This window comes from Ruegeria sp. C2 (genome assembly GCF_056537765.1).
This window is the reverse complement of sequence record NZ_JBQFRZ010000001.1, coordinates 1,734,481-1,754,887: the sequence shown is the minus strand read 5'-3', so window position 1 is coordinate 1,754,887 and position 20,407 is coordinate 1,734,481. Positions and strand designations below refer to the sequence as shown.

At 58.9% G+C, this 20,407-nt stretch carries 23 protein-coding genes; 5 read left to right on the top strand and 18 right to left on the bottom strand.

All coding sequences use genetic code 11. The features are described 5' to 3' along the window. Nucleotide 1 precedes the first annotated feature (1 nt). From paaI to ACR0IV_RS08830, 4 genes are all read left to right on the top strand, one after another. Nucleotides 2-430: a hydroxyphenylacetyl-CoA thioesterase PaaI gene (gene paaI, locus ACR0IV_RS08845; RefSeq protein WP_480656989.1), complete on the top strand. Its 429-nt coding sequence runs from the start codon at nt 2-4 to the stop codon at nt 428-430. Nucleotides 431-445: 15 nt separating this feature from the next. After that, entirely contained in the window at nt 446-1,753 is a 1,308-nt protein-coding gene (gene paaK, locus ACR0IV_RS08840) for a phenylacetate--CoA ligase PaaK (RefSeq protein WP_480656990.1), read from the top strand. A 22-nt stretch (nt 1,754-1,775) separates the two neighbouring features. Then, nucleotides 1,776-2,372: a TetR/AcrR family transcriptional regulator gene (locus tag ACR0IV_RS08835; protein WP_480656991.1), complete on the top strand. Its 597-nt coding sequence runs from the start codon at nt 1,776-1,778 to the stop codon at nt 2,370-2,372. A gap of 69 nt (nt 2,373-2,441) precedes the next feature. Continuing rightward, nucleotides 2,442-2,657: a hypothetical protein gene (locus ACR0IV_RS08830; protein ID WP_480656992.1), complete on the top strand. Its 216-nt coding sequence runs from the start codon at nt 2,442-2,444 to the stop codon at nt 2,655-2,657. A gap of 3 nt (nt 2,658-2,660) precedes the next feature. Here ACR0IV_RS08830 and ACR0IV_RS08825 read toward each other — a convergent pair whose 3' ends face one another. From ACR0IV_RS08825 to ACR0IV_RS08785, 9 genes are all read right to left on the bottom strand, one after another. Then, nucleotides 2,661-3,419 (bottom strand): Phenylacetic acid catabolic protein, encoded by a 759-nt coding sequence (locus ACR0IV_RS08825; protein WP_480656993.1) that lies wholly within the window; start codon nt 3,417-3,419, stop codon nt 2,661-2,663. A gap of 13 nt (nt 3,420-3,432) precedes the next feature. Continuing rightward, entirely contained in the window at nt 3,433-4,506 is a 1,074-nt protein-coding gene (paaE, locus tag ACR0IV_RS08820) for a 1,2-phenylacetyl-CoA epoxidase subunit PaaE (RefSeq protein WP_480656994.1), read from the bottom strand. A gap of 14 nt (nt 4,507-4,520) precedes the next feature. Beyond that, nucleotides 4,521-4,979: a 1,2-phenylacetyl-CoA epoxidase subunit PaaD gene (gene paaD / locus ACR0IV_RS08815; protein ID WP_480656995.1), complete on the bottom strand. Its 459-nt coding sequence runs from the start codon at nt 4,977-4,979 to the stop codon at nt 4,521-4,523. A gap of 6 nt (nt 4,980-4,985) precedes the next feature. Further along, nucleotides 4,986-5,753: a 1,2-phenylacetyl-CoA epoxidase subunit PaaC gene (paaC, locus tag ACR0IV_RS08810; protein WP_480656996.1), complete on the bottom strand. Its 768-nt coding sequence runs from the start codon at nt 5,751-5,753 to the stop codon at nt 4,986-4,988. After that, nucleotides 5,753-6,037 (bottom strand): 1,2-phenylacetyl-CoA epoxidase subunit PaaB, encoded by a 285-nt coding sequence (gene paaB / locus ACR0IV_RS08805; RefSeq protein WP_170404692.1) that lies wholly within the window; start codon nt 6,035-6,037, stop codon nt 5,753-5,755. The genes paaC and paaB overlap by 1 nt, the downstream gene beginning before the upstream one ends. 23 nt (nt 6,038-6,060) lie before the next feature. Continuing rightward, nucleotides 6,061-7,053: a 1,2-phenylacetyl-CoA epoxidase subunit PaaA gene (gene paaA, locus ACR0IV_RS08800; RefSeq protein WP_480656997.1), complete on the bottom strand. Its 993-nt coding sequence runs from the start codon at nt 7,051-7,053 to the stop codon at nt 6,061-6,063. A 15-nt stretch (nt 7,054-7,068) separates the two neighbouring features. After that, nucleotides 7,069-8,271: a 3-oxoadipyl-CoA thiolase gene (gene pcaF, locus ACR0IV_RS08795; RefSeq protein ID WP_480656998.1), complete on the bottom strand. Its 1,203-nt coding sequence runs from the start codon at nt 8,269-8,271 to the stop codon at nt 7,069-7,071. Between the two features lie 192 nt (nt 8,272-8,463). Continuing rightward, nucleotides 8,464-8,682, bottom strand: a complete 219-nt coding sequence (locus ACR0IV_RS08790) for a DUF1127 domain-containing protein (RefSeq protein ID WP_480656999.1) — start codon at nt 8,680-8,682, stop codon at nt 8,464-8,466. Between the two features lie 193 nt (nt 8,683-8,875). Then, a complete protein-coding gene (locus ACR0IV_RS08785; RefSeq protein WP_480657000.1) occupies nt 8,876-9,694 on the bottom strand; it encodes a cyclase family protein in 819 nt (272 codons plus the stop codon). Between the two features lie 233 nt (nt 9,695-9,927). On the opposite strand from ACR0IV_RS08785, the gene ACR0IV_RS08780 reads away from it, so the two are divergent. After that, the gene (locus ACR0IV_RS08780) at nt 9,928-12,021 is read left to right on the top strand and encodes a 3-hydroxyacyl-CoA dehydrogenase NAD-binding domain-containing protein (RefSeq protein ID WP_480657001.1); all 2,094 of its coding nucleotides are present in this window, start codon (nt 9,928-9,930) and stop codon (nt 12,019-12,021) included. A 154-nt stretch (nt 12,022-12,175) separates the two neighbouring features. On the opposite strand, the gene rpe is transcribed toward ACR0IV_RS08780, so the two are convergent. The 9 genes from rpe to ACR0IV_RS08735 form a co-directional block, all read right to left on the bottom strand. Then, nucleotides 12,176-12,865: a ribulose-phosphate 3-epimerase gene (gene rpe / locus ACR0IV_RS08775; protein ID WP_480657002.1), complete on the bottom strand. Its 690-nt coding sequence runs from the start codon at nt 12,863-12,865 to the stop codon at nt 12,176-12,178. Nucleotides 12,866-12,960: 95 nt separating this feature from the next. Then, the gene (locus ACR0IV_RS08770; RefSeq protein ID WP_480657003.1) at nt 12,961-13,662 is read right to left on the bottom strand and encodes a DUF1045 domain-containing protein; all 702 of its coding nucleotides are present in this window, start codon (nt 13,660-13,662) and stop codon (nt 12,961-12,963) included. A 12-nt stretch (nt 13,663-13,674) separates the two neighbouring features. Continuing rightward, the gene (locus ACR0IV_RS08765; protein ID WP_480657004.1) at nt 13,675-14,151 is read right to left on the bottom strand and encodes a class I SAM-dependent methyltransferase; all 477 of its coding nucleotides are present in this window, start codon (nt 14,149-14,151) and stop codon (nt 13,675-13,677) included. 26 nt (nt 14,152-14,177) lie between these two features. After that, nucleotides 14,178-14,924 carry a polysaccharide deacetylase family protein gene (locus ACR0IV_RS08760; protein ID WP_480657005.1) on the bottom strand — a complete coding sequence of 249 codons (747 nt, stop codon included), beginning with the start codon at nt 14,922-14,924 and terminating at the stop codon, nt 14,178-14,180. Continuing rightward, a complete protein-coding gene (locus ACR0IV_RS08755; protein WP_480657006.1) occupies nt 14,921-16,063 on the bottom strand; it encodes a glycosyltransferase family protein in 1,143 nt (380 codons plus the stop codon). The genes ACR0IV_RS08760 and ACR0IV_RS08755 overlap by 4 nt, the downstream gene beginning before the upstream one ends. Then, nucleotides 16,060-16,644, bottom strand: a complete 585-nt coding sequence (locus ACR0IV_RS08750; RefSeq protein WP_480657007.1) for a histidine phosphatase family protein — start codon at nt 16,642-16,644, stop codon at nt 16,060-16,062. Before ACR0IV_RS08750 ends, ACR0IV_RS08755 begins: the two co-directional genes overlap by 4 nt. Further along, nucleotides 16,641-17,717: a glycosyltransferase family 4 protein gene (locus ACR0IV_RS08745; RefSeq protein ID WP_480657008.1), complete on the bottom strand. Its 1,077-nt coding sequence runs from the start codon at nt 17,715-17,717 to the stop codon at nt 16,641-16,643. The genes ACR0IV_RS08750 and ACR0IV_RS08745 overlap by 4 nt, the downstream gene beginning before the upstream one ends. Next, complete coding sequence (locus tag ACR0IV_RS08740) at nt 17,717-18,964, bottom strand: glycosyltransferase family 4 protein (protein WP_480657009.1); 1,248 nt, start codon at nt 18,962-18,964, stop codon at nt 17,717-17,719. Before ACR0IV_RS08740 ends, ACR0IV_RS08745 begins: the two co-directional genes overlap by 1 nt. Then, nucleotides 18,961-20,175, bottom strand: coding sequence for a glycosyltransferase family protein (locus ACR0IV_RS08735; RefSeq protein WP_480657010.1), 1,215 nt, complete (start codon nt 20,173-20,175; stop codon nt 18,961-18,963). The genes ACR0IV_RS08740 and ACR0IV_RS08735 overlap by 4 nt, the downstream gene beginning before the upstream one ends. Between the last annotated feature and the right edge of the window lie 232 nt (nt 20,176-20,407).

The following is a 20,407-nucleotide window of genomic DNA, read 5'->3' as shown; positions in this document are numbered from 1 at the left end:
GATGACACCGAAGGAACGCGCCCAACAAGCCGCCGCTGCCATGTGGGGGCGGGATGATGCCTCACGATGGGCGGGAATGGAACTGGTCGAGATGGATGAGGGTGCGGCGACGCTTGCGTTGCAGGTGGCCGACCATCACTGCAATGGGCATGGGATCTGCCATGGCGGCGTGACATTCATGTTGGCCGACAGCGCCTTTGCCTTTGCCTGCAACAGTCGCAACCAGTCCACAGTGGCCCAGCACAATGTGATCAGCTACGTTGCGCCTGCGCGCTCCGGTGACCTGCTGACGGCCCGCGCAACGGAACTGAGCCTCACGGGGCGCAGCGGCATCTATGACGTAACCGTAACCAACCAGACCGGCCAGAAGATCGCAGAGTTTCGGGGCTTTTCCCGAGCGGTCAAAGGCCCGGTGTTTGACGAGACCTGAGATGAGGGGGATGGCATGAAGGATCTTACTCCGAACAAGGCGGATCTTGATCCGATCGAGATCGCCTCGATTGATAAAATCCGCAACCTACAGTTGGATCGGCTGAAATGGTCGCTGCGCCATGCTTATGACAACGTGCCGATGTACCGGCAGCGGTTTGATGAGGCCGGTATGCATCCTGACGACCTTCAGTCCCTCAGTGATCTGGCACGGTTTCCGTTTACCTACAAAAACGATCTGAGGGAAAACTATCCCTTTGGTCTGTTTGCAGTCCCGCGTGAGCAGATCATTCGTGTTCATGCCTCGTCGGGAACCACGGGTAAACCAACCGTCGTGGGGTATACGCAAGGCGACATAGACAACTGGGCGGATCTGGTGGCGCGGTCATTGCGTGCCAGCGGTTTGCGCCGGGGCGACATGGTGCACAACGCCTATGGCTATGGCCTGTTCACCGGCGGTCTGGGCGCGCATTATGGAATCGAACGCCTGGGGGCCACGGTCGTCCCGATGAGCGGTGGGCAGACCGGCAAGCAGGTTGATCTGATCACCGACTTCAAACCAGACGGGATTATGGTAACACCATCTTATATGCTGAACATTCTTGAGCAGTATCACAAGATTGGACTCGATCCGAGCGAAAGTTCCTTGGCTGTCGGCGTCTTTGGCGCTGAACCTTGGACAGATTCGATGCGCGCCGAGGTTGAGCAAGCTTTCGACATGCATGCCGTCGATATCTATGGCCTATCCGAGATCATGGGACCGGGCGTCGCAAATGAGTGCGTCGAAACTAAAGACGGTCCGGTGATCTGGGAAGATCACTTCTATCCCGAGATTATCGACCCCGTGACTGGCGAGGTCCTCCCTGATGGTGAGATCGGTGAGCTTGTCTTTACCACGCTGACCAAAGAGGGCCTTCCGATGATCCGCTATCGTACCCGCGACCTGACCCGGCTGCTACCCGGCACCGCGCGATCGATGCGACGGATGGAGAAGATCACAGGGCGTTCGGATGACATGATCATTCTGCGAGGTGTCAATGTCTTTCCCAGCCAGATCGAGGAGCAGGTTCTGGCAACCGGAGGTCTCGCGCCCTATTACCAGATTGAGCTTTACAAAGCGGGCCGGATGGACGCGATGCGCATCCATGTCGAGGCAACGCCGGACGCAGCGGATGAGTTGAGCAAGACCGCTGCTGCCCGGATGCTATCACGCCGGATTAAAGAGGTGGTTGGCATCTCGACCGAGATCGATATAGGCGAGCCGGGCGAAGTCGAACGCTCGCAGGGCAAAGCCCGGCGCGTGATCGACAATCGGGACAGTTAACGCAGAGACGGAGTGTAGTGTATTGGCGCGCACGATAGCAAAAGACCATGACCACAAACGGGCTCGCATCCTGAAATCCGCCGCGCGCGTTTTCGCGCAGGAAGGGTTTGATCGGGCGTCCATGTCTCAGCTGGCGCGGGAATGCGGGATATCGAAGGCCAACATCTATCATTACTATGACAGCAAGGATGCTATTCTGTTCGATATACTCGACAGCTACCTGCTGCAGCTGCGTGACCAGATTTGCGGCCTCGACCTTGTTGGGCTGGAGCCTGCGGAACGCCTGAGGCGCGTCGTGCGGGAAATTCTGCTGGCCTATCAGGGCGTGGATGATGAGCACCGGGTGCAAACCAGCGGCATGTCGGCCTTGCCCGAGGATCAGCAGAAATTGCTGCGTGGATATCAAAGAGATCTGGTGGTGTTCGTAAGCGACATCATCGCCAGCACCTCGCCTGCAACCTTCAAGGATGACGCGGCCAAGCTGCGAGCGACCACCATGTCCGTGTTCGGGATGCTGAACTGGTTCTACATGTGGAACGCAGGCGCAGATACCGATGCACGCAGCGACTATGCCGCGCTGGTGAGTGACCTGACCTTGTCTGGGGTTGACGGTCTCTGACGGGCATCTGGCGCAGAGTTGATTTGGTTTCGCAGCCCGGATCGGTTTGAATGAGGGCGGAGGCCCCTCATGCAACGCCCTGATCGTTTCGATAAATTCTATTTCGCCAAAGTAGGTCTGGGCGAAGCCTGTGGCTGCGCCGAGCGGGTGATTGACGTCTTCGAGTTCAACCGGAAAAGTGGTGCTCAATCGCTGAAGGCATTGAAGACAGATCGGCGCAACCGTCGTTCACTTCGCGGATTGGCCGTGAAGTATGGGTTGCTGAGTCGCAAGCGCCAACCTTGAAAGCTAGGGCGCTTTGAGGCCCAGTTTCTCGACCTGTTCGGTCGCTCTGGCCACCCACTGATCTTTCATTTCAACCCCGGTCAGCTGCCGCAGCCCAAGCTTGCGGAGCGTTTCGGTTTTCTCGGCGGTGCCGACCCCGAAACTGGCCGCGACGCGGGGCCACCAATAGTCGACTGACGCTTGCATCTCTGCAGCCTTTCCCTGTTCGATCAGCTTGCCCGCACCCTCAAAGGCCAGCTCACCGTGGCGTGCCTCGATCGGGGATATCTCGCGGAAGGCTTCGGCCAGAGGTTGATAGGATATCTGCGAAAACTGAGAGAGTTGAACGGCAACGGCCTGACTCATCAGCAGATTCATCACCACAGCGTCTTCCCATCCTTCGATCGGATAGTTGAACACCGCAAGGCGCATGTCATGCTCAGAGCGGGTCGCACCTATATCTGCATCACGATCCAGACGTGTGGTCCAGGGATGGTGATTTGCATACTGATCTGTGTTGGCTCCGAACTCGCCCATGATCTTCAGAACACGATCCGCATTGTCGGTCTTTTCCAGCACAATCTTGGCCGCCGCGATGCGTTCCTTGATGCCGGGGCCCTGATTGATGATATCGGCAAAACCCGCGGCCCCGGCCAGTTCGCTGTCCACGAAGGTCGCCATCAGCTTCATCAGCTCCGCGCGATAGCGCGGCGGAACATTGGTCGGGTTGCTTAGAACGCCACCTGCTGCCAGATAGCTCTCGATTGTCATGTCTTCAGCCATCATTCTCTCCGGTCTATTGGTCGTAGTCCACGACCACAGTGTCGGTCAGCGGATAGGCCTGACAGCTCAGGACATAGCCTTTCTCGACCTCGTAATCTTCCAACGCGTGATTGGCGACCATCTCGACGTCGCCCTCAAGCACCCGGCATCGGCAGGTTGAACAGACCCCGGCCTTGCAGGCGTAAGGCGCGTCCATCGCGTTTTCCAAAGCCGCATCAAGTATCGACTGATCCTTGGGCATGGTGACTGTCTGCGTAGCCCCGTCCATCGTGATCGACGCTTTGGTCTGGTTGGCCTGAGATGACGTGTCTGCTCCACTCACCTTTCGCTTGGCGCGACCAGGTTGGGCGCTGGCGAAGAGCTCGAACTTGATCTGCCCGTCATTCAACCCATGTGCGCGCAGCGCCGAGGCAATACCCAGCATCATCGGTTCGGGGCCACAGATAAAGGCTGTGTCGACGTTCTGGATGTCGATCCAGTGCTCAAACAGTTCGGCGCATTTTTCCTGCGTCACCAGACCAGTGAACAGTTCGATCTCTTGCGCGTCTGTTTCCAGAATATGGATGACGTTCAGGCGCCCCATATAGAGGTTCTTAAGGTCTTCCAGCTCCTCTCGGAACATGATCGTGTTCACGCCTTTGTTGGCATAGACCAACGTGAACCGGGAGTGTGGCTCTCGGGCGAGTGTGGTTTTCAGGATCGACAGAACCGGGGTGATGCCCGACCCACCGGCAAAACCCAGATACTGCTTTTCGGCGGATGGATCGATTGCGGTGTGAAAGCTGCCCATCGGGGGCATCGCCTGCACCGTATCGCCGACCTTCAGATCGCTGTTCGCCCAGGTTGAGAACGCGCCACCATCCACACGCTTGATCCCCACCTGCAGAATTCCGTCATCCTTGCCTGCGCAGATCGAATAAGAGCGGCGGAGCTCTTCCCCGTCGAAATCGCGGCGGAAAGTCAGGTATTGGCCTTGAGTAAAGTCGAACTCCTCAGCCGAGCCGTTCATCGGCTTCAACGTCACCACCACCGCATCGCGGATGGTTTTGTGAATGTCGGTGACTTTCAGATCGTGAAAGCGTGCCATCCGGTGATCCTCCCTCAGATGCACTTGAAATAATCAAAAGGTTCCAGGCAGTCGGTACAGCGCCAATGGGCCTTGCACGGGGTCGAGCCGAACTGGCTGACCTTCTCGACCGCCTTGCTGCCGCAGCGCGGACAGCGTTCAGGGCCGCCTGCGGGCTGGGGCGGAGCGATGCCGTAATCCTCAAGCTTGGAACGGCCCTTTTTGCTGAGCCAATCAGTGGTCCAGGCGGGCGAGATGCTGGTCTCGATCCGCAAATCACTGATCCCGTGGTCACGTAGCGCGGTTTCGATGTCCATGCTGATCACCGAGGTCGCCGGACAGCCCGAATAGGTCGGCGTGACCGTGACCTTCAGCGTGTCATCATCCCATTGAACATCGCGCACGATACCCAGATCGACGACTGAGATCACTGGAATCTCGGGGTCTGGTACGGCATCGAGCCATTGCCAAACCTGATCCGTTGAGGCCCGCATCGATCCTTACCACTTTGCGCCGGGATAGGCGCGCTGCAGCCACTGCATTTGCGTCAGCAAGTGGCCCAGATGCTCGGTATGCATGCGGCCATCACGACCCCCTTTATGGGCAAAGCGGCTTTCGGGAATGGCCAGGGTCGCTTCGGTCAGGATGCGCCCAACCAGAGCGTCATATTCTGCGCGCAGGTCAGCCGGGCTCGGAGCAATCCCCGCGGCAACCATCTCGGCATCCACGTCGTCGCTGGCAAACATCTCACCCACATAGGGCCAAAGGTAATCCAGCGCCTCTTGCATCCGGGCATGGCTTTCTTCGGTCCCGTCACCGAGTCCTACAACCGTATCGCCCGAACGTTCGAGGTGGTAGGTGACCTCTTTGCTGGCCTTGGCGGCAATCGCCGCGACCCGGTCATCAGAGGATGTCATCAGGTGCCCCAGCATGATCGAATGCCACGCATCAAACAGGAACTGACGCATCAGAGTGCGGCCGAAATCTCCGTTGGGGACTTCTACCAACAGCACGTTGCGGAAATCCCATGCGTCGCGCAGAAAGGCCAGATCATCGGCGGATTTGCCGCCGTCGATCTCACCCGCAAGACCCAGCCACATCTGGGTCTGGCCGATCAGGTCCAGCGCGGTATTGGCCAGAGCGATGTCTTCCTCAAGCACCGGTGCATGGCCGCACCATTCGCTGACGCGATGGCCAAGGATCAGGGTGTTGTCCCCCATCCGCAGTAGGAACTGCAGCAAAGCGTCGTTTGAAACCGGAGCACTCATTACATCGCCCCCACTTCTTCTGGAATGTCGAAGAAGGTTGGATGGCGGTACACTTTGCTTTCGCTGGGCTCGTACAGCGGACCTTTGTCGCTGGGCGATGAGGCCGAGATGTTATTAGCTTCAACCACCCAGATCGACACGCCTTCATTGCGACGGGTATAGACGTCGCGGGCATTCTTGATCGCCATCTCGGCGTCTGGGGCGTGTAACGATCCGACATGGCGGTGGCTCATGCCATGTTGTCCGCGGATGAAGATTTCCCACAGGGGCCATTCGTTGTTCATTTGGTATCCTCCTCAGGGCAGTCTTATTCTGCAGCCAGATTTGCGGCGCGTTTCTTGCGGGCATGGGCCAGCAATCCGTCACGAACCCATTTACCGTCGTCCCAGGCCTTGTTGCGCGCGGCCAAACGGTCGACGTTACATGGGCCGTTGCCCTTGATCACATCGAAGAACTCGGACCAGTCCGGGTCGGTGTAGTCGTAGTGGCCCCGCTCTTCGTTCCATTTCAGGTCCGGGTCGGGAATGGTCAGACCTAGATACTCGGCCTGTGGCACGGTCTGGTCCACGAACTTCTGGCGCAGCTCATCATTGGTGTTGATCTTGATCTTCCAAGCCATGGATTGCGCGGAATGCACGCTTTCCTTGTCCGATGGCCCGAACATCATCAGCGACGGGTACCACAGACGGTTCATCGCGTCCTGCGCCATCCTGCGCTGTTCGGGCGTGCCTTCGGCCATCTTGCGGATCGCGTCATAACCCTGACGCTGGTGGAACGATTCTTCCTTGCAAATGCGGATCATCGCGCGCGAGTAGGGTCCGAAGGACGTCCGCTGCAACGGAACCTGGTTCATGATCGCGGCCCCATCGACCAGCCATCCGACCGCACCGATATCGGCCCAGTTCAGCGTTGGATAGTTGAAGATCGACGAGTATTTCATGCGTCCATCCAGCAGCATCTCGGTGATCTCATCGCGGCTGACGCCCAGAGTTTCGGCGGCGCAATAGAGATACAGGCCGTGCCCGGCTTCATCCTGCACCTTTGCCAGCAGGATTGCCTTGCGCTCCAGCGTGGGTGCGCGGGTGATCCAGTTGCCTTCGGGCAGCTGACCGACGATCTCGGAATGCGCGTGCTGTCCAATTTGACGGATCAGTGTCGCGCGATAGTCGTCGGGCATCCAGTCCTTGGGCTCGATCTTGATATCGGCGTCAATCTTGTCCTGAAAGGCGCGCTCCTGCTCGGTCATCTCCTCGCGGGATTTCACGCCTGTTCCGGCTGTCTTGATCATCTGAGCATACATGTGAGGTCTCCTCCCTTACACGCGTTCGAGAATAAGTGCGGCCCCCTGGCCAACGCCCACGCACATGGTGCAAAGCGCATAGCGCCCGCCCGTGCGGCGCAGTTGATAGGCGGCGGTCATCACCAGCCGCGCACCGCTCATCCCAAGCGGGTGACCGATCGCAATTGCGCCGCCGTTCGGGTTCACATGCGGCGCGTCGTCTGCCACGCCCAACTCGCGCAACGTCGCCAGCCCTTGTGAGGCAAAGGCCTCATTCAATTCTATCACATCCATCTGTTCGATGCTCAGCCCGGCGCGGGCCAGCACCTTTTGGCTGGCCGGAACCGGGCCAATGCCCATCACGCGCGGTTCGACCCCGGCAACGGACATGCCGACCACACGGGCAATCGGGGTGAGATTGTTCTTTGCTGCGGTTGCCTCATTTGCCATCAGAATGGCGGCGGCCCCGTCGTTTACGCCCGAGGCATTCCCAGCGGTCACGGTTTTGTCCGGTCCGTTGATGCCCTTCAGGCCTGACAGTTTCTCGGCTGTAGTTCCCGGGCGCGGGTGCTCGTCCGTGTCAAGCACGACAGGGTCGCCTTTGCGCTGGGGGATTGTGACCGGGGTGATCTCCTCCTGAAACACCCCGGTCTGGTGCGCCGCGGCCCAGCGGGCCTGGCTGCGTTCGGCAAAGGCGTCCTGATCGGAACGGCTGATACCATAAGCTTCCGCTACGTTATCTGCTGTTTCGGGCATCGAGTCGATACCAAAATTTTGCTGCATTTTGGGATTCACGAAGCGCCAGCCGATTGTGGTGTCATAAACCGCATTGGCTCGCGAGAAGGCCGAGGTGGCTTTGGGCATCACAAATGGCGCGCGGGACATGCTCTCGACGCCGCCAGCGATCGCCATGTCATAATCCCCGGCCCGGATTGCACGGGCCGCCATGCCGACCGCATCCATGCCGGAGGCACAAAGCCGGTTGATCGTCGTGCCAGGTACATCCACAGGCAGTCCCGCCAGCAGAGCAGCCATCCGCGCAACGTTGCGGTTGCTTTCCCCGGCCTGATTGGCGTCGCCGTAGATCACATCGTCCACGCTTGTCCAATCGACCTGTGGGTTGCGCGCCATCAGGGCCGAAATCGGGATTGCTGCCAGATCATCCGTGCGCACTTGGCTGAGGCTTCCGCCATACCGTCCGATTGGGGTGCGCTGAGCGTCGCAGATAAAGGCGTCCATAGGGCGAGGGCTCCGAATTTGATGTCACGTCATTAAGTGACCGATGGGTCGGTTAATAGTCAGGAAGATGATTCGCAGCAAGTAAAATGTAACGTGATTACTCTTGCGGTGAAAAATTGGTAACATATTAGCGCAGCGCAAAGAAAAACCCGCAGGGATGCGGGTTTCTCTGAAAAAGGTGATCAGGGCTGGTTAGATCACATCCGCTATGACCAGACGCACAATGTCTTCGCGACGCAGGCTGCGGGCAGCCAGCTCTGCGTCGGACAGAGACCAAAGCGCTTGAATCCTATGCACTTTTACTCGTGCCTCTCCGATTTCTGTAAAGGCCTGCAAAATGCCTCTGGCGACATCGATGGTGGCTTCGAGGACTGACTGCAGGGAGAGGTATTGCGTTGCTAAAGATCGCATATGTCTGAGTCCCGTTGATCGTTGAGTTTCGGGAACGTGTGTATCGCGGGTCAGACAATACAACCACAGCGCCCATGACATAGCAGCTGTGCGGCGTGCGCAATTCAAAGCGCGAAAGTGGAAGAATTCCCCTTAAAATATGGGCAAAGCCGAAGCCTCGCCCACATGATGCGTCAATTTGCCTGCAGATGTCTCAGACCATTGCAAAGATGCGCGCCGGTCCGCCCGTTCCGCCACGATGCGCCGGAGCACCCACAATGAGCGTCGCGCCGCTGGCGGGAACCTTATCGAGATTGGCCAGGTTCTCGATGCCATAACGATTGGTCGGCAGCCACGCATAGTGGGTTGCGAAATCTGCAGATGGCCCATGATCCAGAGACAGAGAGTCGACGGCCATCGCAACCGCGCCAGTCTCATCTATCAACATCTGAGCGGCTTCGACATGGAATCCAGGGAAGTGCATTTTGCCCTCATCATCGGTATTCCGGAAACCCGCGGTGGCGGTCTTGGTTCCCCAGCCGGAATGCATCGCCACGCAGGCACCGTCGGGTATTGGGCCGTTTGCGTCAATCCAGGCCTTCAGGTCATCCGGGGTGACCTGCGCATCCGCATTCTCGGCCGCCTTAGCGGCAATATCGACCACGCAGAGCGGGCAGATAAGGTTGGATACCGGGATCTCGTCAACCGACTGACCGTCTGCCGAGAAATGCAGCGGCGCATCAATATGCGTACCGGTATGTTCGTTGACCGCAAGATTGAACAGGTTAAATCCGTGATCCTTGAAATTGAAGGATTGCGTGGCTTCGATGCCGGGCTCGCCGAAGTACGTTGGGAAGTCGGCGTCATAGATGTGGGTCATGTCCACAACTTCTCCATGGCCAACCGCCAATGCCGGGGGCGCACTGGCCGTCCCAAGCGCTGTACCGGCTGCCACAGCCGCGCCAGCCTTGAAGAAGGATCGCCGTGACATCATCCGGTCCTTGACGGCGTTCATTACGCATACATCACACATCTCATGTCTCCCTGTTTTGGTGCCGGTCCAACGAAATTGTCCGGTACGTCCGCGTAGGCTCAATTGAGCTTGTTTTGCTCAAGTTAGCGCGTTGGCATGCAGAGGGGCGTCACATAAGCGTTAGAGGGCGTATAATTCAAAAACCGAACGGTTGGTCGAAAATATACTTGAATACGCGGCCCGACCAGTTCAGTCTCTGTCAAATAAGTGACGCGGGTAGAGAGGTCGTGCGCATGTCCCAGGTGATCAGCTATGAGAAAATCGACGATATCGCGGTACTGGCCGCACAGAATCCGCCCGTAAATGCGCTGGGCGTCGACATGCGCCGCGGCATTCTTGAGGGGGTCGAGCGCGCCGAGTCTGAGGGGGCCCGCGCTGTGCTGATCTATGGAGAGGGGCGGACATACTTTGCAGGCGCCGATATCCGGGAATTCGGCAAATCGCCACAAGAGCCTTATTTGCCTGCGCTTTGCGATCGTATCGAGGCATCGCCTCTGTTGGTGGTGTCGGCTTTGCACGGGACTGCTCTGGGCGGCGGGCTCGAGGTGGCTTTGTCGTGTCACTACCGTATCGCGGTGCCAGCAGCCAAGGTCGGGCTGCCCGAGGTTAATCTGGGTATCCTGCCCGGCGCGGGTGGGACACAACGCCTGCCGCGGGTAACTGGGGTCGACAAGGCTTTGGACATGATCACCACCGGGCGGCACGTGCGCGCCCCCGAAGCATTGGAGATGGGAGTGCTGGATCGCGTGCAAGAGGGTGACCCCCGCGAAATCGGGTTGGCCTATACGCGTGAACTGCTCGACAGCAACGCGCCGCGCCGCGCAGTCTGCGACATGCCCAAGCCCACTCCGATTGATTTTAACGCTACTTATGATGCCGTGCTCAAGAAAGGGCGGGGCCAGTTATCGCCCGCAGTCGCCGTTCGCGCTGTTCAAGCCGCCTGCGAAGCCGAGCATTTCGCTGCAGGCCTGATGCGCGAGCGGGAGTTGTTCATGGAGCTCATGGCCTCTGACCAACGTAAAGGACTGATCCACGCCTTTTTCGCCGAACGAGCAGTTTCAAAATTGCCGGAGTTGGAGGGATTCGCATCGAAGGAACTGCATCAAGTCGGGGTTATCGGCGGTGGTACCATGGGCGCGGGTATCGCAACGGCGGCTTTGCTGTCAGGCCTGCCGGTCGTTCTGCTCGAAATGTCGCCGGAGGCGGCGCAGGCGGCCAGGGAGCGGATCGCAGGGAATTTGGCTGGCGCAGTGAAACGCGGCAAGCTGAGCCCCGAGGATCATGACGACATACTGCAGAACAAGTTGGTTCTGGCGACCGATTACGAGGTACTGAGCGCTACGGATCTTGTGATCGAAGCCGTCTTTGAAGACATGGACGTCAAGAAACAGGTCTTCGCGCAGCTGGATGCTGTTTGTAAGACGGGGGCGGTTCTGGCGACCAACACCTCTTATCTCGACATCAATGAGATTGCGGCGTCGATCAATCGGCCAGGTGCAGTCATCGGGTTACACTTTTTCTCGCCTGCCCATGTCATGAAGCTGCTGGAAATCGTTGTGGCTGATCGGACATCGCCCGAGGTGGTCGCGACCGGCTTTGCGTTGGGTAATCGATTGGGCAAGGTCTCGGTCCGTGCTGGTGTGTGTGACGGGTTTATCGGCAATCGGATCCTCAGCGCCTATCGGGCGTGTGCCGATCACATGGTTCTGGATGGCGCATCACCGTTTCAGATCGACAAGGCTCTGACAGAGTTCGGGTTTGCGATGGGTCCGTTTGCAGTTTCGGATCTGGCCGGTCTGGATATCGGCTGGGCCACCCGTAAGCGCAAACGCGCGGCAGGTCTGGACCCGCGGGCGCGAGATAGTTTCTATGCCGACAAGCTGTGTGAGGCTGGTCATTTTGGTCAGAAAACCGGCAAGGGGTACTACATTTATCGGAAAGGGCAACGCGGCGGCACTCCCAACCCGGAGGTTGTGACGCTGATCGAAGCCGACCGGGCGGCGCAGGGACTGACTGTGCGAAGTTTCTCGGATGAGGAGATCGTGCGACGTTACATGATTGCGATGGTGAACGAAGCGGCGCGCGTCGTGGGTGAGGGGATTGCACGTCGACCGTTGGATGTGGATGTTACGTTGCTCTACGGTTACGGCTTTCCGCGCTTCTGGGGCGGGCCGCTGAAATGGGCCGACCTGCAGGGGCTGCCGGACCTGTTAAGCGATATTCGCAAATGGTCAGAAGAGGATCCGTATTTCTGGCGACCTGCGCCTTTGCTGGAACAGTTGGTTGCCAAGGGTCGCAGCTTTGATGACCTGAATAAATCAGAGTGACAACGCCCGCTGGTGTACTCCCGCGCCCGCGCAATATTGGCTGCGCCAATACCGCTTGCGGCTTTGGGTCCGGCATCGCGCGACGCGCGATGCCGGACCCACCAGGAGGAGGCATTCCGTTAGGAATGTCGACGACTGGCGGGAGCGTCTGTGCTCAGCCGACCGCGCTTTCAGCGGCAGTGCGTACGGCACGAATGTTGTCGCCGTAGACCGAGGGATTGGCCACCGATCCGCCTTTGAACACCGCAGACCCGGCAACCAGAACGTCAGCACCTGCAGCAGCGACCAGAGGGGCCGTGGCGGGATCAACGCCACCGTCAATCTCGATATGCACGGGGCGATCGCCGATCATTTCGCGCAGTCGACGTACTTTGGCCGTCATGTCGATGAACTTCTGACCGCCAAAGCCGGGGTTCACCGTCATCACGCAGACCAGATCGGTCAGGTCCAGCAAATGCTCAACCGCTTCCGCCGGAGTGCCTGGGTTCAGCGCGACACCTGCCTTCATACCGGCACCGCGGATGGCCTGCAGCGTCCTGTGTGTATGCGGTCCGGCCTCAACATGGGCGGTCAGGATGTCGGCGCCCGCATCTGCATAGGCCTGAATGTAGGGATCGACCGGAGAGATCATCAGGTGCACATCCATCACTGTTTTCACATGCGGACGGAACGCCTTGACTGCAGGTGGGCCGAAAGTGAGGTTTGGCACGAAATGCCCATCCATCACATCGACGTGGACCCAATCCGCCCCTTGTGCTTCGATGGCCTGAATTTCCTGTCCGAAATTGGCGAAATCGGCAGACAGGATGGAAGGTGCGATCTTGATGGAGCGATCAAAGCTCATGGCGGGCCTCATGTGAGATCTGGTTTGCGAGGCCATATAGCTGCCTGAGGCTTCGATGGGTAGCCCCTACGCTCGTGATTTGGGGCAATCCTCTCTCAAGTGCCCAAGGGAATGCGCTCCAGCAGGTGAAATCGGCCATCAGAAGCTTCTCCGACCAGTGCCAGATCACGTATCTCCAGTGGTTCGGGCAGTATCGGATGTAGCCTCGCCTCTAGCAGCGTTTGAATCTCCTGCAGGGTCGGTTTGTTGAGCTTGCCACTCAGGGTGATGTGAAAGCGGAAAGTATCCATTACATGCGGATACCCCCAACGGATCAGATTGCTTTCCTGCTCTGTCGTTAGTCTGGCCGTGCGACGGCGCGCTAGTTCAGAGTCAGTCAATGGCATTCGGAACCTGTCCAGATCGCGTACGCAAGCAGCGGCAAGTGTGTTGACAGTTGTGGTGTCACCACCCGGCACAAGAGCCAGAAATCGACCCAGCGGGGCGATGTGCAATCCTGTTACAACCGCCAGTCGCTGCGTTTGCGCAAGTTCTCTGCAGGCAGCTTTCAAAGCAGCCAGAGTTTGCCCCTCTCGCAGACGAAATGGTGGCTTCAGGGTCGCGTGCAGGCCGTATCTGCGCGGCGTTTCTGTTGTGGCAGCAACATCAATATCGGAAAGATCTGGATGGGGAACTGGCTGGCCTTCGTCCACGTCCCAGCCCAGCCATGCCTTGCAAAACCGGACCCATTCAGCCTCAGGCGGTGGCAGGAAATAGACTGCGTAGCGCGCGAACTCCATCTCGGTTTCTCGATACATCCTGGTGTCAAATCAGGCGCGGTAGAAAAGATACCGGTCCGGAGCAATGGTTTCGGGCCCCGTGATTTGCTCGAACCCTACCAAGGGCTGGCCCGAGATCAGCAACGCTCCGGGGCGCATCACCTGCGCTATCAAGGGGCTGAGGCGCGCGGCCTCTGCCACATCCTCGGATTTGATGCCGCGCCCGAAATCATAATGCGCCAACGCTATGGTTCGCCCTTGTGTGGCCAGCTTTTCCAACATGGGTTCCGCCTCACCCTGCAGGAAATCCTCTTCCGGAGGCGTACTATCGGGGTGACATTGCAGGACCCGATCCATCACCAAGATTCGATGCGCAGGTAAGATTTCCCGAAGATGATCGTAAGTGCGGCCATTGCCCAGCCCCATGTCCAAAACATCGCCATCCATGCCTTCGATCTGCGCAGCGGCCCAGTTCAGCCCGTCGCGCTGAGCCGTCAGGCGGCGCAGCATTGAATCAAGTCTACTCATTCGGGCTTTCCTTCCAGTTGAGGGTCTTATGCAGCGGTCCAGGGTTTACCCGGCCCATCGAGCAATCGTTGCAACAAGTCTCTCGTAAAATCCCAGATGTCTTGATCATGGACTAGATGGTGCGTCAACACACCAAACGGTTCCGTGTTGTCAGTCCGTCCTTCACGGCGATCCTGCAAGAGCTGCACGGTTTGCAAGACAAGGTGCTCGGGGTCGGCCAGACCGCGCGTGCCACGCCAGTCGATGGGATCCAGATGAGTGTTCACTTGTTTCAAACCCGGCGCAGCCAGTTGGGATTTGCGTGGCGTAGACGTCGAGAGAATGCGATAGCCCAAAGCGGGCAAGCACTCTGCGACTTCAGGCGCGATCCGGTTCCAGGGGGGAACGAACATCGGGCGCAGGTGTTCGCCGAACAACATCTTGAGCCGCATCAGACCCGCCTCAGCATCAGCCGTGATCGCCTCGATTGGTCGATGGAGGCGAAACTCCGCCTTTTTCTCGCCTTGCGGTGCATGGTTCTGATGCGCCCAACCGTGCACGACCGGGATCAAAGCAGGACTGGCTTGCACATAAGCCACGAGTTCAGCTTCAACGCCTTGCGGGATCACCGCCAGATGGATGGGCAAGCCAAGCTCATCAGACAGTGCCGTCAATTGATCGAGTTGCCGGGTGACTGAAACGGCATCGTCGTCTCGCCACCAGAGTGGCAGAGTGAGGCCCGCCTTGCGCCAAAAATCCAGTTCTGCTTGCAAGGGTCGCCAATCGGGGGTCATCCTTTGGCCCTCCGCAAGCTGGTCGCGATCTCCACCGCGCGTTGGGCACCATTGAACCCGTGGGCCATGGGCGCACGATCCGGTCCTGACATGACGTGTGCCAATGCGTCAGCAAGGGACGCGCCATCCAGATCGTCACTTTTTAGAATAGTGACGCCATCCAACTTGGCAAGACTGCATGCGCGCAGACTTTGTTCGACTTCTTTGCCGTCGTCGAAGGGAATAAGAACCGAAGGCGTGCCGCTTTGCAGCAAATCCATCGCCGTGTTGTAGCCGCACATACTGACCGACGCGGCGGCAAGCGGCAGCATTTGCCGAAAGTCTGATCGGACAGGTTCAATGGTGATCGGGATATCTCCGGCAAGAGTCGACAATTCATCAATGCGCGACCGGGCGTCTTGTCCACCTACCAACAGGCGCCAACGCCTGTTGGGCATCTTTCGCGCGGCCTCGATGGCCGTGCGAAAGATCGGTTGGCCAACTGACCCTCCGCCTGCGCTGACCACAATTTCATCCTGCGCCACGCCGTCGGGATGCGGCAGAGGTGCTGGTGCCGCAACAAAGCCTGTATAGTGCAGTCGCCCGGCCAGTTGATCCGATACAGGCCAGCTTATCTGCAGCGGGGCGATGTCGGGATCGGAATGAACAAGGACACCGTCGTAGAACTGTGCAATGATTTCATCCGCGCGTTCGGCTTTAGCGGGTTTCGAGGGCGGTGCGAGGATATCGCGGATCGAACTGAGAATGACTGGCGGGGTCGGCAAGGATTGTGCGACCTCAAGCGCCGCCAGAAATTCGGGCGCAAGCGAGCGGCGGCCGAACGGATAAAGCTCAGTGATGAATATCTCAGGTTGAAACCTACGCAGCGCCTCTGTCAGTGCGGTAACACGCGCGGCCAGATAGTCCGGGCCTGCCAGCTCTCCGCCCTGGTCCAGAAGGCGCGTAAAGTTGGTGCCATCCGACCGCAGCGGCGGCAACCCCAGCAATGTCATCCCGCGCGTGTCAAGCTGTGGCGCAGGCATCCCGCCTGAGATCACAAAAACCTCGTGGCCTTGCTGAACAAAGGCGCGACCCAAAGTCAGTGCGCGGCTCAGGTGCCCGGTTCCCAGCAAATGAGTGACAGTGATCATGACCCTCATGGATGGGCCTCGCTTCGGATCAGTCTGATTGGTTCGACCTCGGCCCGCATGGTGCTGAGGTCCACGATATATAGTCTGTTTCGCTTGATCTTGAACGGGGCGGGGCCTGAGAAATCCCAGTTCCATGCCTTGGCAAGGATCACCCGCATGATGCCGATGTGGCAGACGGCAAGCGTGTCACCCTGAAGGGTCGCCAGCCATGGTGCAATCCGAGTCCAAAGGTCTGCCGGGCTTTCGCCTCCGGGGGGCCGGAAGCCCCAGCCCCACTCCTCTATGTGCCGGTAACCGCTGTCTGGTATCTGGATAAGGTCGACGCCACGCTGCCCTTCCCATTCGCCCCAGTTCATCTCGGTCAAGGCTTCGGATGTTTTTGGGGTCTGACCCGAGACCAGCAGCGCGGTTTCCTCCGCTCGTGACAAGGGGCTGGACCAGACCGATGCCGTGTCCCATGGGGCAGGCAGGCAATATCCTGACAGTTCGGCGCGTGCATCGGCATCAAGCGGTATGTCACTGCGTCCTTGAATGCGGCCCGCGCGGTTCCAGTCCGTATGTCCGTGGCGTAGCAGCGCTAAACGGCTCATGGTTGATCTTCCAGCAACGGGCGAACGGCGGACCAGAAGGTATTTGTCGCAGCGGGCATCAGATGGCGTTTGGCGATGCGCGCGCGCGCGCGTTCGCCTTCTCTGCGGCGCAAATCAGGATCAGCGCAAAAGGTCTGTATACGTGTGGCCAGCCCGGCCGTTCCGGCCTCAACAGATGGATAATCGGAAGGCAGAAGAACATCGCGCACGCCGGGGCGATCTTGCGCCGCCACGGGTATGCCGCTGGCCTGCGCCTCAAGGTAGACCATTCCGTAAGCTTCATTGAAACCAGGCCAGATCAACAGTGATGCGCGCTCGTAGACCTGTTGCAATGTCGCCCGGTTCAACTGCCCGAGAAACCGGACACGATCTTCAAAGGGTGCCATCAACGCTTCAACCTGTGGGCGGGCGGGACCGTCACCCGCGATGTCCAGAACCCAGTCACCGGTCAGATGCGCCAGAGTTTCAGCCAGAATGGTGTATGAGCTCAGCTTGTCGCCGTCTCGCATCATTCCTACGGTCAGCATGGGGCCATCTTGAGATGAAGCTTTCGGCAGGTCTGTGATCGGCAGGAACGGGGGTAGCTCGGTAAGCTGCTGATTGCCGTAACGCTCTCGCTGCAATGTGATCAGGTCGTTTGCCGTATGGTAGAAGATAACCTGCGCTGCATCACAGGCCGCATGGGCGTAGTGGGCGAAGCGATCCCAAGGGCCGTTCAGCCGACTTGTGGCGCGGGTGCTTTCAAGCTGTACGTACGGGATGCCACGCGCACGGCAGATTTCCGGCCCCAACAGGTCAGGGGCCTTGTAGTAATTGTGATAAGTCACCCAAAGGTTTGTATCAGCAGGCAGGCCCTGAACCAGTCGCTCGGTTTCCGCCTGTGCTTGGGCCAGAAACGTCTCTTGCACCTGTGAATCACCCGTTTTGTCGTAGATGCGGAGTTGCGAGGCGAGCTCGACGCTGTCCCCCTGCGCCGCGATCGCTGTCATGAGGTTCCGCGCCATTTCGCGATCGCCCGAGGGTTTAGGGCTGTCGGGGGATTTCATCGGCGCATAGAAAGCAACCCGTGCCATCAGATGTTATCCGTACACAAGGTTTTCAGCCGCTGGGAAAGGCGGCGAATGCCCGGATCCATCTGGAAGTCCGTGATCAACCGATCATAGGCGGCATCTGCCATCAGGATTGCTGTCTCGGGGTGTCCGGCTAGCTTGATGATCGCGCTGGCCAGCGCCGTCGGTTCGTCACTGGACAAGACACCGTGGACGCCATCTTCGATGAACTCGGGTATGGCCGAAATCGGAGTGGAGAGGATCGGCAGACGTTGAGACGCCGCCTCCATCAGCACGTTCGGTAACCCGTCCCGGTCGCCGTCTTCCGCGATACGGCTGGGCAGGACAAACAGATCTGAGTGCTGCATTTCGGCAATCACCTCGGGCTGATCGCAGGCTCCCTTCCACGTGATCCGCGAGGTCAACCCCGCCGCATCGGCTTGGGCTTTCAGCGCATCGCCGAGTGTACCGCCGCCGATATGGACCCAGTGCCAATCCAGCGTCTTCGGCAAAAGCGCAAGCGCCTCAAGAAGCCGATCAAAACCTTTCTTTTCGACCAGACGCCCGACCGAGAGCATGCGGAACGGCGAACCCGCCTGACGTGGTGCGCATTGAGGAGGGGCTGGAAACCGTGACAGATCCAGCCCGTGATAGATCAGGTCCACCCGTTCCGGATCGTCGGCAAGTGAGCGCAAATGCGCGGCACCGATGGCTGTGCAGGTTGCGCCAAAGGCCGCCCCATATGTTGCCGCTTGCAGCTTCTCACGCTTTTCCCAATCGGGTGAGGTCCAGATGTCTTTGGCGTGGGCCGAAAAGCTCCAGGGCAGGCCGCGTATGATTGCGGCATAGCGCGCGACCGATGAGGGCGTGTGCATGAAATGCGCATAGAGCGCCTGTGTCTGCTCGGGAAGCTCGGCAGCCAATACGCAGGCCTGGCCAAAGCGGCGGATACGGTTATGGGAGGGGTCGCGGCGCAGATCCTGCCGCCAGATGTCATAGGCTTGTTGATAGCCGGGCAAGCGCATTGCGATCTGGCGCGCAGCCTGCAGACGTTGCGGTTCATCATACAGATATTCCGGCAGGTAATGAACCTGCCCCTGAAATCTGTCGTGCAGCGGGTGGCGTTTGGTGTCGGTGGGGTGGCGCAGGGACCAGATATCGAACTGGTGCCCGGCGTCCTGCAGGGCCACCAGTTCCTGTGCAATGAACGTCTCGGACAGGCGCGGCCAGCCTTTGACCAGCACCGCTAGCTTGGGGGATTTGGCCGTCATCCGGTGGCGCGCTCTTGTTCCGCACCCAGCAGGGCATCGATACGATGGGTGACGTATTTCAGGCCATCCAGCAACCCCGCACGAATGGCTTGTGAGGGGAGGGGCTGGTCTGACAGATCACGGATCGCTTGGATCATTGCATCCGCCGTCAGCCCGTCGCGCGTTTCGTCCAGCATTTGCACAAGGCCCAGATCTTCCGCGCGTGAGGCGCGGATCCATTGTTCAAGCCGTGGGGTCGTACGCGGCACGATTACGGCGGGCTTGTCGAATGACAGAACCTCGCAGAAGGTGTTGTATCCGCCCATGCAGACAACACCGGCGGCACCGGCAAAAAGCGTCTCGATCTGGGATTCGAAGCCAACCGCCGTAACCCGGCCGTTCAGTGCGGCGACACGGGTTTCAAAATCCTCGCGCAGCTCGCCCGACAGGAACGGACCATAAACCAGAACCGCACGAGGTGACAGATCGGGGTCCTTTTCGTAGGCCGAAAGAACGAGGTTGACCATCGCCTTGCCGTCGCCACCACCGCCGGGGGTGATCAGGATATAAGGCTGCTCGGGCGGCTCACCGACTGGACCCAGATCACGCCGTAAGTAGCCTGTCCAATGTATCCGCTGCTGCGTCGCGGGGTTGAGCGGCAGCCCTTGCGTGGGATCGTAGACCGAGCGTAGGCCATAAACCCAGATTTCGTCGTAGAACCGTTCGGTCGCTGCGATTGCGTCCTTGCGTTGCCATTCAGCGGCCAGAACTTCGGGTTCATCCAGCACGTCACGCAGGCCGAGTACCAATTTTGTCGAGCGGGAATGTTCCAGATATTCGAGCGTCGGTAGCAGCTCTCCGCGGAATCCGGTGGGCTCCTTGTCGACGATCAACACGTCAGGATCGAATTGTTCAACCGCAGTCTGGATCAGGCTGGACCGCAATTCGGTGACTTCCTCGATACCCATGCCGATAGTCTGCGACGCGTAAGAGCCATCGGCACGCTTGGTAACACCTGGCAAGCGCACATGGTCTACGCGACGTGGGAAAGTGAAACGCCCGGCCACCGGAGAGCCCGTCAGAATCAGAGCTGAGGCGCGCGGATCCGCCTGCGTGATCGCAGCGGCCAATGCCCGGGACCGTCTCAGATGACCCAGACCGAACGTATCGTGACTGTAAAGCAGGATGCGCGGGGCGCGGCCGTGTTTTTCGTGTGCTGTTCCTAGGCTCATGCTTTGCCTGTTTCGGGTTCCAGTGCAATTCCGCGCGTTTGCATCTGTTATCTTATATGTTCCGTGCCTGCTTGCCAAAGCGGCAGAGCGCGCCGTGCAAATGTGGCAAACATTGCGAATTGGCAACAGCTTTTGCTGGCCAAGCCATCTGTGGGCCACTTTGAACAGGGGTTTTCGAGGCAGGTCTCCAACATCGTATTTCTCTGAGTTGTCATATTCAATTTTCGTTGGC